Annotated in this window: 9 protein-coding genes and 1 tRNA gene; 6 read left to right on the top strand and 4 right to left on the bottom strand. The window is 49.7% G+C overall.

Features of this window, described 5'->3' with window-relative positions:
- Positions 1–2: 2 nt before the first annotated feature.
- Together V1224_11600 and V1224_11605 are read left to right on the top strand one after the other, a co-directional pair.
- A complete protein-coding gene (locus V1224_11600; protein ID WWR15123.1) occupies positions 3–1,040 on the top strand; it encodes a beta-eliminating lyase-related protein in 1,038 nt (345 codons plus the stop codon).
- Between the two features lie 301 nt (positions 1,041–1,341).
- Positions 1,342–2,214 carry a deoxyribonuclease IV gene (locus V1224_11605; protein WWR15124.1) on the top strand — a complete coding sequence of 291 codons (873 nt, stop codon included), beginning with the start codon at positions 1,342–1,344 and terminating at the stop codon, positions 2,212–2,214.
- A 17-nt stretch (positions 2,215–2,231) separates the two neighbouring features.
- Here the strand turns inward: V1224_11605 and V1224_11610 are convergent, their stop codons facing one another.
- The 4 genes from V1224_11610 to V1224_11625 form a co-directional block, all read right to left on the bottom strand.
- Complete coding sequence (locus tag V1224_11610) at positions 2,232–4,625, bottom strand: ATP-dependent DNA helicase (GenBank protein ID WWR15125.1); 2,394 nt, start codon at positions 4,623–4,625, stop codon at positions 2,232–2,234.
- 9 nt (positions 4,626–4,634) lie between these two features.
- Positions 4,635–4,865, bottom strand: coding sequence for an HPr family phosphocarrier protein (locus tag V1224_11615; GenBank protein WWR15126.1), 231 nt, complete (start codon positions 4,863–4,865; stop codon positions 4,635–4,637).
- A 134-nt stretch (positions 4,866–4,999) separates the two neighbouring features.
- Positions 5,000–5,779, bottom strand: coding sequence for a TIGR03915 family putative DNA repair protein (locus V1224_11620; protein WWR15127.1), 780 nt, complete (start codon positions 5,777–5,779; stop codon positions 5,000–5,002).
- Positions 5,761–7,104: a putative DNA modification/repair radical SAM protein gene (locus tag V1224_11625; GenBank protein ID WWR15128.1), complete on the bottom strand. Its 1,344-nt coding sequence runs from the start codon at positions 7,102–7,104 to the stop codon at positions 5,761–5,763. Before V1224_11625 ends, V1224_11620 begins: the two co-directional genes overlap by 19 nt.
- A 164-nt stretch (positions 7,105–7,268) precedes the next feature.
- Here V1224_11625 and asnA point away from each other — a divergent pair, with 164 nt between their 5' ends.
- The 4 genes from asnA to xrtK all read left to right on the top strand — a co-directional run bounded on the left by asnA (position 7,269) and on the right by xrtK (position 11,818).
- Positions 7,269–8,279, top strand: a complete 1,011-nt coding sequence (asnA, locus tag V1224_11630; protein ID WWR17477.1) for an aspartate--ammonia ligase — start codon at positions 7,269–7,271, stop codon at positions 8,277–8,279.
- A 190-nt stretch (positions 8,280–8,469) separates the two neighbouring features.
- Positions 8,470–8,540, top strand: a tRNA-Gly gene (locus tag V1224_11635).
- A gap of 248 nt (positions 8,541–8,788) precedes the next feature.
- The gene (locus V1224_11640) at positions 8,789–10,855 is read left to right on the top strand and encodes a VIT and VWA domain-containing protein (protein WWR15129.1); all 2,067 of its coding nucleotides are present in this window, start codon (positions 8,789–8,791) and stop codon (positions 10,853–10,855) included.
- Between the two features lie 126 nt (positions 10,856–10,981).
- A complete protein-coding gene (gene xrtK, locus V1224_11645; protein ID WWR15130.1) occupies positions 10,982–11,818 on the top strand; it encodes an exosortase K in 837 nt (278 codons plus the stop codon).
- Positions 11,819–11,869: the final 51 nt, after the last annotated feature.

Below are 11,869 nucleotides of genomic sequence, written 5' to 3' on the forward strand. Positions count from 1 at the left end.
AAATGATACGATTCGAATCCGATTATCTTGAAGGGGCACACCCCCTGATCCTCGAACACCTCCTCCGGACAAATATGGAACAGACGCCCGGATATGGAACTGACAGCTATTGTGCACATGCCTGTGATCTCATCCGCCGTCACTGTCACGCACCACAGTCCTCTGTCCACCTGCTCTCAGGCGGCACACAGACAAACGCCGTTGTCATTTCCTCTATCCTGCGCCCTCATCAGGGCGTCATCTGTGCGGAGAGCGGTCACATCAATATTCACGAGACGGGCGCCATCGAAGCCGGCGGGCACAAAGTTCTGTCATTACCTTCCACAGACGGTACCTTAAGCGCCGCAGCCATTCAGGCATACTGCGACGCCCACTTTCAGGACAGCGACTGCGAACATATTGTGCAGCCCGGTATGGTTTATCTGTCTTTCCCTACGGAGAATGGCACACTCTATTCCAAAGAACAGTTGACAAAGATCAGCCGTGTCTGCCGGAACCTGTCGCTGCCGCTCTATCTGGACGGCGCCAGACTTGGCTACGGGCTGGCCTCTCCTAAAAATGATCTTACCCTCCCCGACATTGCTGCCCTCTGCGACGTCTTCTACATCGGCGGCACAAAAGTAGGCGCCCTCTTCGGAGAGGCCGTTGTTATCAGCAATCCCAATCTGCAAAAAGATTTCCGTTATCTGATCAAGCAGCACGGCGCTCTGCTCGCAAAGGGCCGCCTGCTCGGCATCCAGTTTGAAACGTTATTCACAGATGATCTGTATTTTAAGATCTCCCGCCACGCCGTGGAAATGGCACTGCAGATCAGGCAGGCACTGGAAGAGAGGAAAATCTCTCTCTATTATGACTCCTGCACCAATCAGCAGTTTCCCGTTCTCACCACGGAACAGACGGCCATCCTGGAAAAGGACTTCTCTTTCAGCCACTGGAAAAAGCTCCCGGATCACAGGAATGTAATACGCCTGTGCACCTCCTGGGCTACCCGGAGCCAGCATACGGCACAGTTGTGTGAGGTTATCCACACCCGGCTGTGAACTCCTGTCAGAGAGTCCGTTAGCTGTTGACCGAATCGTTTGTCCTCCCGCACTATGCGGTCATTTTGCAGGCATTTTGCAATCGGACCTGCAAATTTTGACAAAATAAAAATGACAGGCAGAACATTTTTCATGTCACAACAACGAGAAATCCACACTTTCCACAGAGTTATCCACAGTGACATTAACGTCAGTTTTAATTAAAATGACTGTCATACGATCAATTTTCGACCAATTCTGAAAATTGTTCGCCAAATAAAAAAGAAAACACAGCCGGAGCTGTGTCCATGAAAGGAAAAAAATGAATACACTAAAGATCGGTTCCCATGTCGGTATGAGCGGAAAAGAAATGTTTCTCGGCTCAGTAAAAGAAGCCCTCTCCTATGAGGCCAACACATTCATGCTCTATACTGGAGCACCCCAAAACACACGAAGAAAAGAATTGTCACAACTCTGCATCCCACAGGCCCATGCTCTGATGCAACAGGCCGGGATCGGGGAATTTGTCGTCCATGCCCCCTATATCATCAATCTGGCCAATACGATCAAGCCGGAAACATTCCGGCTGGCAGTGGATTTCCTCGCTCTGGAGCTGGAACGCACCGCGGCAATGGGCAGCGCCATTCTTATCCTCCATCCCGGCTCCCATGTCGGAGAAGGCGCCAGAAAGGGAATCGACAGCATTACGGAAGGGTTGAATGCAATCCTCACTGCGGATACCCCCTGCCGGATTGCCCTGGAAACGATGGCCGGAAAAGGCTCGGAGATCGGCCGCTCCTTTGAAGAGCTGGCCGCTATCTATGACGGTGTTGTCCACTCGCAAAAACTGAGCGTCTGTTTTGACACCTGTCATGTCAACGATGCCGGTTATGACATCGTCAACGATTTTGACGGAGTCATTGAGCGCTTTCACAGTCTGATCGGCAAAGACCAGATCAGCGTTTTCCACATCAATGACAGCAAAAATGAAAGGGGAGCCGCCAAGGACCGTCATGCCAACATCGGTCAGGGTACGATCGGCCTGCCTGCTCTGCACGCCATCGTCCATCACCCTGACTTTATGGACATTCCCAAAATCCTTGAGACTCCCTATCTCCCTTCTGCAGATGATCCGAAGAAGTCCGTCGCCCCTTATCGGGCAGAAATCGCTCTGCTGCGAAACCCTGCACCGTAAACAGACGCGGCTGCCTGCTACAGCCACTCATCCCAGAATCGTTCGATCTGTTTACCAATGCGGTCAACCGTCACCTGCTGGCAGTTTTCCCATTCGCGGGGAAACATTTTTCTGTATGAGTGACTGCCAAACCGCTCATCCAAAAGAACGATAATGCCAATGTCCTCCGCTGTCCGTATGACTCTGCCCGCTGACTGCAGCACTTTGTTCATCCCCGGATAGCGGTAGGCATAATCAAATCCGTTGCCATCCCCGTCGTCAAAATATTGTTTCAATATTTCCCGCTCCGCACAGACCTGCGGTATTCCGGTTCCCACAATGATAACGCCAATCAGACTGTCGTTTTTCAGATCAATCCCTTCACTGAAGATACCTCCCATCACACAAAACCCAAGCAGGCTATTCTCTTCCTCCTCCACCTCCATTCGGATTTGTGTGAGATCGCACAGCTCATTTCCCGAAAACCGTTTGAGAAAGTCTTCCCTCTCCTGCTCATCCATACGGCTGTCCTGTACGATGCACTCCTGCATCTCATCCTGGAATTCCGCCGTGTAAATGTCATACACCTGCTGCAAAAAACGGTATGATGGAAAGAAGACCATATAATTGCCATATCGGTTTTTTACCGTCTCATAAATATAACGGGCAATTTTTCTGTACTCGTCCTCTCCGCGCCTTGTATAGCGCGTTGTCACATCCGTCCCCGTGAGCTGTACACATCTGCGCCTGTCAAAGGCAGACTCCGCATAGACTTCATAGTCCTCCGTCTCCCCTCCCAGCAGCCTCTTATAATACTGAATGGGGAGCATGGTTGCGGAAAACAGGATGCTGCTCACCGCCCGGCTCATACATTCCTTCAGATTTTGCGCCGGGTTGACACAAAACAGGCGGATCAGAAAGCGGTCATCTTCTTCTATCTTCGTGTAAGTCACATAGTTTTCATCCGTCAGTTCATACATTTCCAGAAAATGTGAAACCGCAAAGTAAAATTCCAGCACATCGCCCCGCACTGCCTCCCGCTCCCGTTCCTCCGCCGTCTCCAGAAAGTCTTCCAGAGAAGCATGCAGCCTTGTGAGCGCCATTACAAACGGCGAGATCATCTCCGTCACTCTGTAAGTTTCACATTCCCGTTTCAACATCAGCAGTTCCCGGTTACATTTGTCCAGATGACGGCTAATCTTTATGTCGACCGTCCTGATCTTGCGTTTCAGCTCCAGAAAGTCCTCTTTCCACAGAGATGCACTGTACATCTCCCTGCCCCGCTCCACCAGATTATGCGCTTCGTCGATCAGGAACAGGTATTCCCCCTTTCCTTTCTCTGCAAAAAAGCGCCGCAGATAGACATGCGGATCAAAAACATAATTGTAATCGCAGATAATACCGTCGCAAAACAAGCTGATGTCCAGCCCCATCTCAAAAGGGCATACGCGATGTCTCTCTGCATATGCTCTTATCGTTCCCCGCGAATAATTGACCTCATGAGTCAGTATATCGTACAGAGCGTCATTAATCCTGTCATAATGCCCTTCTGCATAGGGACAGGCCTGCGGGTTACATTCCGCCGCTTCCAGAAAACAGATCTTATCTCTGGCAGTCAGCAATACCGTCTTAAATGCCAGCCCCCGTGCTCTCATCTGCCCGAACGTCTCATCTGCCACCATGCGGGTAATTGTCTTCGCAGTCAGATAAAAGAGTTTGTCCGCCTTTTCCTCCCCGATCGCCTTGACCGCCGGAAACACAGTGGAGATCGTCTTGCCGACTCCTGTCGGCGCCTCCAGAAACAGCTTTCGCTTATGACAGATTGTCTGGTAGACATAGGACGCCAGCTCTTTCTGCCCTTTTCTGTATACAAAAGGAAAAGCGAGCCCATGAATAGACTCCTGCCGCTTTTCCTTCCACTCCGACTCCATATCAGCCCATTTCCTGTATTGACCAAGCAGGGCAATAAACCATTTCTCCAGTTCTTCGAAAGAATAAGAGGAAGTAAAATAGCGGATTTCCTCCGTATCCATGTTGCAATAAGTCATACGCACACGGATTTCCCCTTCTCTGTGTTCCAGCCCGTACAGATAAGCGTAACACTTAGCCTGTGCCAGATGGACCGGCACCGGCCCCTCCAGCCTTGACACATCCCGGTAAGTCCCTTTGATCTCATCTACCGTAAATCCGTCATCTTCCGTGATGATGCCGTCAGCTCTGCCTTCTATCGTAATCTCATATGTTTCCGTTTTCTCTATGTAATGCAGCGGCACTTCCGCCTGATAGTTCGCTCCCATCCGTCTCTGGATCATCCGGTGGACCCGGCCGCCTTCCGCCATGGCGGCCTCGGAAGAAGCCGCATGGCGATTGTCAATATTGCCGCTGCGCATAAGAAACTCTACCAGACTGCGCACTGACGTTTTCAGCTTCATACAGACTCCTTAGCATGCCACTGCCAGACGATTCAAATACTCTTCAAAAGAGGGATCAAATCCATTATACCTGACTGTCAGCGTTTTCGTAAAATCCAGTCCATATACACCTAAAATTGATTTTGCATCCACCACGTAATGATTGTAAGAAATATCAATGTCAAAACTGCATCTGGACGCCGCCTCTACAAAATCCGGTACTTCATTCAGTCCCAGCCTGATGTTTCGTTGCCTTTCCATTGCTCTCATTCCTTTCAACTATTTATACGCCAAATATCTGATTCCTGGTTGTATTTATCCTAATATTCCCAAAAATAAAGCACTCTATACAAAATCACTATTAGCTCAGTCCCCTCCGGCCTGAGTTCCGGACATTACTGATCAGACTTCTCCATAAATTCCGTCATGTAAGGGCGGAAGCGAAGCGGCAGCATACCTTTCTGCAATGGTTCGTTCCTTCGTCCCTCTACCGCTATCTTATGACAAAAATGCCGAAACAGTTCCTGATACGTTTCTTCCGCCTGACTCATCCGGATACTCTCTTTCTCAAAATAAGGTGCTTTTGTCAAAAGCCACTGTCTGCCAGCCTCGTGAATTGCAAACAATGATCGTCCACAGTCACAGATCATAAAATTCTCCATCGGAAACCGGTCTGCAAAATGGTCGGCCAGAAATACAATTACATTATTTTTCGGCTGAATCTCCGAAAACATTACCCCATTCTCCAACTCGCGGAAACGGACAAATCCGCTCAGCTGATGCATCTCATGCCAGGCATTGTATTTTAGTTTCATCACTTTCTGTATATCCGCATCCGCATGACGTTCAAAAATCCGTGCCGGTGCAGAGAGACACAGCCCTTTCATAATCGTTCTGTAAACTGCCGTCGCCTTTTGCGAATCTGTAGAGGCGAGCGCCAGGCAGAATATATAAAAGCCCTCCTCTCCAAAACGTTTCTGCAGCGTACGCATGACTTTCCCGCATTTATCGTCGTCATTTTCCACACGCTCATATACCGCAAACAGCCTGAGATTCCCCTCTTCGGAAGTCTGTATCCCAGTCTGCTCGGGTTTATAGCGCTTCTCACTGGCGACATAGACGGCGGTAAAGATCCCTTCCAGGCTGTCCTCACAGATCAGGATATGTTCTTCCATATAGCTCCTTCTTCCTCCTGTTCCTGCATAAAATGCACATCATCAAACAGTGACAACTGTTTATAAGTAACCTGCTGCCTGTCGAAAGGAAGCCGTTCCTTCTCATACAGCAGATTTCTTGTAATATAGTCTTCCTCAATGCGGACAGGATACATCTGCTTTCCACTGCATGTGATAAAATACAGTGCCCGTTTCAATACTACACCCATTTTCTTCAGATCATCAAATGTCAGTCTTGCACTCCTTCTGGCCTGTACGATCCGCAGAGCACTCTTGACGCCGATCCCTGGCACACGCAGTATCATCTGGTAGTCCGCGGTCTGTACGTCAACCGGAAACTGTTCCAGATGCCCAAGCGCCCAGTCACACTTCGGGTCCAGCAATATATTAAAGTTCTGCTTTTTCTCATTCAGCAGTTCTCCTGCGGCAAACCCATAATAACGCAGCAGCCAGTCAGCCTGGTACAATCTGTGTTCCCGCAGAAGCGGCGGGCCGCCTGCCGGCGCGGGCAGCGCCTTGTCCGCATTCACTGCCATAAATGCCGAATAGAATACTCTTTTCAGGGCAAATTTCTGATAAAGGCTTTCCGCTACCGATAAGATCTGATAATCGCTCTCCGGAGTAGCGCCGATGATCATCTGTGTGGACTGCCCCGCCGGGACAAACCTGGGCGCATGACGGTACAAGGCAAGCTCATTTTTATTTCCGTCAATGCCCGCCTGTATCTGACGCATAGGCGTCAGAATGTTTTTGCGATGCTTATTCGGCGCAAGCGTCCGCAGCCCTTCCGCTGTCGGCAGCTCCAGATTGATACTCATACGATCGGCCAGCAGCCCCGTCCTGGCAATCAGCGCCGGGTCCGCCCCCGGAATCGCCTTTACATGGATATACCCCTGAAAGTGATGCTGGTGCCGCAGCAGATAAAGACTGCGGTAAAGCAGCTCCATCGTCAGATCAGGGCTGCCCAAAATGCCTGAACTCAAAAACAATCCTTCTATATAATTGCGCCGGTAAAAGCCGATCGTCAGTTCACAGATCTCCTCCGGCGTAAATGCCGCCCGCGGCACGTCATTGGAACGACGGTTGATACAATATTTGCAATCATAAATACATTCGTTCGTCAATAATATTTTCAGAAGAGAGATACATCTCCCATCCGCACTGAAACTGTGACAGATACCAGCAGTCAGCGTACTGCCCATATTTCTGCCGTCACCCTTCCGGTCCACGCCGCTGCTCGTACACGCCACATCGTATTTCGCCGCATCACTCAATATTCCCAGTTTCTCTTTTATACCCATTGCATTTTGACTGATGTAGTCCATGTTCCGTTTCCCCTCTCTGTTCTTTTTCTATCATACCACTATATTCCATTTCGAACAAGTGTTTTCGAACATATTTTCTGCACAATAATTACTCTTGCATTTGCAGGAAAAAAGCGTTTTAATAGATATGAATCTGATATGACACGAAAGGACGGCATAAAATGATGAAACAATGTAGCATTCCTGATCACTATCAATCTGCGCTGGACCTGCACGAGACACAGGTAGGAATCAAGACCGTAAAAGACTTTTTCCAGACTCTTCTGGCCAAACGGCTCAACCTTCTGCGTGTATCCGCGCCCTTGTTCGTTGACCCGGCCTCCGGTCTCAACGACAACTTAAACGGTATCGAGCGTCCGGTCTCTTTTGGCATCAAGGAGCAAAATGACGCCCCCGCGGAGATCGTCCATTCGCTGGCCAAATGGAAACGATATGCACTCAGGAAATATGGGTTTCAGATGGGCGAAGGACTGTACACCGATATGAGCGCCATCCGCCGCGATGAAGAGACCGACAATATCCATTCCATCTATGTGGACCAATGGGACTGGGAAAAAATCATTTCCGGACAGCAGCGCAATATGGAAACGCTCAAAGATACCGTAACGACTGTCTATAAAGTACTGCGGAAGACCGAAAAGTACATGTCGATCCAATATGACTACATAAAGGAGATTCTGCCGGAAGAAATCTACTTTATCACCACCCAGGAACTGGAGGACCTGTTTCCCGAACATACCCCTAAAGAGAGGGAATATCTGATCACGAAAGAAAAAGGCGCCGTCTGTCTCATGCAGATCGGCGACACACTGAGATCCGGCATCCCCCATGACGGCAGGGCGCCTGACTATGACGACTGGCAGTTAAACGCAGATATTCTCGTATATTATCCGGTTCTCGATATTGCCCTGGAACTTTCTTCCATGGGAATCCGCGTAGACGCCTGCTCGTTGAAGAGTCAGCTGGAAAAGGCAGGCTGCACCGAACGTGCCGCTCTTCCTTTCCAGAAATCTGTCTTAGCCGACGAGCTGCCATATACGATCGGCGGCGGCATCGGCCAGTCCAGAATCTGTATGTTCTTTTTGCGGAAAGCACACATCGGAGAAGTGCAGTCTTCTCTCTGGCCGGAAACGACATGGGAGGAAGTCCGCAGGAAACACGTTTCTCTTCTGTAAAATCAGAAGAGAAACTCTCTGGCCGGCTCCCGGTGTATCAGCCAATCTGTGAGAACCGCCCGGGCCAATCTGAAACAGGTATTGCAACGATTCGCATAGACCATGTACTTTTCCTGCTTACCATGTCTGTCATAAAAAAGACTTGCTATTTTGAACAAACATGGTATAATAGCATAGTAAAGACACATATGCAGGATTAGTACATCGGTAGTATGTCAGCTTCCCAAGCTGAAGAGGCGGGTCCGACTCCCGTATCCTGCTTTGACAGACGTTAAAAAAAGAATCTCGGACTGAGATTCTTTTTTTTGTTGCAGTCAGCCCTTTCGGAAAATGCCGAGCAGGCGCAAAAGCCGACAACAGATCATACCTGGCCCGGCTACATGTTTTGCCCTTCAGAAAATGATGCAAAAATGATACAACTTTGATGCCATTCTGATGGCTTGAAACGGTATCTTATCATACATACACTACTTATTTTATTGCAAGAGTACATCAGAACGGAGGATTTTATGAAAGAACGTAAACGCTGGTTGTGCCTGTTGTGCACACTCCTGATCCTGCTTTCCTCTTCTCTCACCGTTTATGGAGAAGAGGCCGGAGAAACGCCAAATGCCAATGTCATCAAAGACGGAGAACTGGATTCTTATTTTGTCGTTAAGGACCGCACACTGGCCCCTTACTTCGTCGTCAAAGACGGAGATCCGTCCATTGACCGTTTTCCTTTGAAGGATACAACCGTGGTGGCAAATGTCAACGGGATCATCGCCGATGTATATGTGACCCAGACATATGTCAATGAGGGGACAAACCCGATCAATGCAAGCTATGTTTTCCCTGCCTCCTCAAGCGCTGCCGTCCACGGTCTGAAGATCACAGTCGGGGATCAGACCGTGACCGCCCAGATCAAAGAAAAAGAGGAAGCCAAAGAAGTGTTTGAAGAAGCGAAAAGTGAGGGAAAAGTTGCTACTCTCATGGAACAGCAACGCCCTAATGTGTTCACGATGGACGTCGCCAACATTATGCCTGGTATGACTACAAGCATCGAACTACACTACACAGAGATGATACAGCCTCTGGAAGGCCTTTATGAATTTTCCTTTCCCACAGTAGTCGGACCGCGCTATGTCAGCGCTCCGAAAGAAGGAGAAAGCGCCAAAGACAATAGCTGGGCCGCCAGCCCCTATCTGCATGAAGGGGAGACCCCGGACGGTACTTACAACATCACCGTCAACCTTTCCGCCGGTGTGCCGGTCACGGAGCTGTCTTGCAAGACTCACAAAGTCAACGTCATAAAAGGGGACGAGACCGCCGCCTGTATCACCCTTGCCGATTCCGAAGATTATGCCGGCAACCGTGATTTCATCCTGCAATACCGGCTGACCGGAGAGGCCGTACAGAGCGGCCTGTTGCTGGCCCCGGGAGAAGCGGAAAACTTCTTTATGCTGACTGTCCAGCCTCCGCAGCGTTATCAGCCGGAAGAGATTCCTCCGAGAGAATATATTTTCGTACTTGACATTTCCGGTTCCATGTACGGGCATCCGATTGACACCGCAAAATCACTGATCAGCGATCTCGTGAGCAGCCTGAATGCGACAGACAGCTTTAATCTGATTCTGTTCTCCGACGAATTTTACCAACTGGCACCCGCCTCGCTGCCTGCCAATGCCGAAAATATACAGCTGGCTATCCATCTCATTGAAAAGCAGGAAGGATGCGGCGGCACAGAGATGACGCCGGCACTGCAGCAGGCACTTGCCATCCCGGCAGACCCCAATACTGCCCGCAGCATCGTAACGATCACCGACGGCTACATTTGTGATGAGCAGGAGATTTTCCGCACAATCAATGAGAACATGGGGACGACGAGTTTCTTTTCCTTCGGTATCGGAACTTCTGTCAATACTTACCTGACCAAAGGAATCGCCACCGCAGGCCTGGGAGAATCTTTTGTCGTCACCAATGAAGCCGACGCACAGGCTTGTGCGCAGCGATTCCGCAATTATATCAGCGCACCGCTTCTCACGAATATTCAGATAGAGTATGACGGCTTTGACGTATACGATGTGGAACCTTCCGTCCCCTCGACCCTCTTCGCCCAGAAGCCAATCGTTCTCTTTGGAAAATGGCAGGGCGAGCCTTCCGGTACAATCAAAGTCACCGGGAAATCCGGTAATGCAGACTATCTGCAGGAGATTCCTGTGAAGGATGGCAAAGTCTGTGAAAACGCGGAGACACTGGGACTCCTCTGGGCCCGCTCCCGTCTGCAGAGACTGACCGATTATGGCTGTACACCGGATAATCCCGATACCAAAGCGGAAGTGACAAGGCTCGGCCTTACTTATAACATGATGACCTCATACACTTCGTTTGTCGCAGTAATCGACACAGTTGTCAATCCGGATGCGGCGGCAACAGACGTAGAACAGGCCAACCCGCTGCCGCTTGAAGTTTCCGACCTGGCCGTAGGCTCCGGCTATTCTTATTACTCAGAGCCCGGAATCTTCCTCACGCTGTTTATGGCTACAGTCGTTATATTATTCATACCGCTTCGCCGCAGGCGGAACATTCATCAATAACATATGCTACATATTTTCGAAACAGCATTTGATAACATTTGATATTCCTCAAAATCATCTTGCCGCATTATGACACAGGCAGACACTTTTGCAGCCAAATCACACAACTATGAGAAGGAAACACACATGAACATCAGTACGTTACAGATAAAATACAAATCATTACTCCTTGAAAACTTCATATACTATCTTGTGGGTTTCCTTCTTATATTTTGTCTCAAACTTTTTTACAGCAGGGCCGCAAGCGAATCGCTTTCCTGGATTCTCGCCCCCACCGCTCTCTGTGTCAGCCTGTTCACAGGCATTCCGTTTACCGCACAGCCCGGCGCAGGATATGTCAATCACAGTCTGCGGTTTATCATCGCCCCTTCCTGCAGCGGACTCCAGTTTATGATCGTCGTCACCGCCCTCCTTCTGTTTTCCTTCGTACACCGTACGAAAAGAAAAATCACCTGGAGCCTGTTTGTCCTCTGCTTCTCCTTCCTGTACACGATACTGGTCAACAGCCTGCGGATTACTCTGGCGATCTACATCCCCCTTTATTTTCCTGCGCTCACCCACTATGGCGTTCTCACTCCGGAGAGACTTCATACCCTGATCGGCACCGTCATCTATTTCTCCGCTCTGCTCATCGCTTACCGCGCCGGTGAATCGATCTGCCGGGCAAATACAGATAAGACAACGCCTCACAGCGCACTCGGCCTTTTCCTTCCCGCTTTTTGGTACTTTTTCATCGTACTCGGACTGCCGTTTCTCAATCATGCCTACCGGAAAGAGCGGGAACAGTTCACCGAATATACGGCTTTGATCGTCTGCAGCTGCCTGGCCGTCGCCTGTTTTCCACTTCTGCGACTTCTTCTGAAAGCACTCGGAAAGCAGCGCAAGGCAGACGCCTGTCTTCCCGCTGACTCGCTCTCCCATGCAGCGCCGCGCAAAGCATTTGACACTCCTGCATACAAATGATAAAGTTGACATATAGCCCGGCATATAAGGGTGCGACAGGAGAAGACAGAC

The sequence above is a fragment of the Lachnospiraceae bacterium JLR.KK008 genome (assembly GCA_037015955.1).
Taxonomy (GTDB): Bacteria; Bacillota; Clostridia; order Lachnospirales; family Lachnospiraceae; genus VSOB01.

What these genes read in the sequence shown, in the direction of transcription:
- V1224_11625 (WWR15128.1), bottom strand. Translation starts at nt 7,104, where the DNA reads ATGGACTACATCAGTCAAAATGCAATGGGTATAAAAGAGAAACTGGGA.
- V1224_11605 (WWR15124.1), top strand. Translation starts at nt 1,342, where the DNA reads ATGAATACACTAAAGATCGGTTCCCATGTCGGTATGAGCGGAAAAGAA.
- asnA (WWR17477.1), top strand. Translation starts at nt 7,269, where the DNA reads ATGAAACAATGTAGCATTCCTGATCACTATCAATCTGCGCTGGACCTG.
- xrtK (WWR15130.1), top strand. Translation starts at nt 10,982, where the DNA reads ATGAACATCAGTACGTTACAGATAAAATACAAATCATTACTCCTTGAA.
- V1224_11610 (WWR15125.1), bottom strand. Translation starts at nt 4,625, where the DNA reads ATGAAGCTGAAAACGTCAGTGCGCAGTCTGGTAGAGTTTCTTATGCGC.
- V1224_11640 (WWR15129.1), top strand. Translation starts at nt 8,789, where the DNA reads ATGAAAGAACGTAAACGCTGGTTGTGCCTGTTGTGCACACTCCTGATC.
- V1224_11620 (WWR15127.1), bottom strand. Translation starts at nt 5,779, where the DNA reads ATGGAAGAACATATCCTGATCTGTGAGGACAGCCTGGAAGGGATCTTT.
- V1224_11600 (WWR15123.1), top strand. Translation starts at nt 3, where the DNA reads ATGATACGATTCGAATCCGATTATCTTGAAGGGGCACACCCCCTGATC.
- V1224_11615 (WWR15126.1), bottom strand. Translation starts at nt 4,865, where the DNA reads ATGGAAAGGCAACGAAACATCAGGCTGGGACTGAATGAAGTACCGGAT.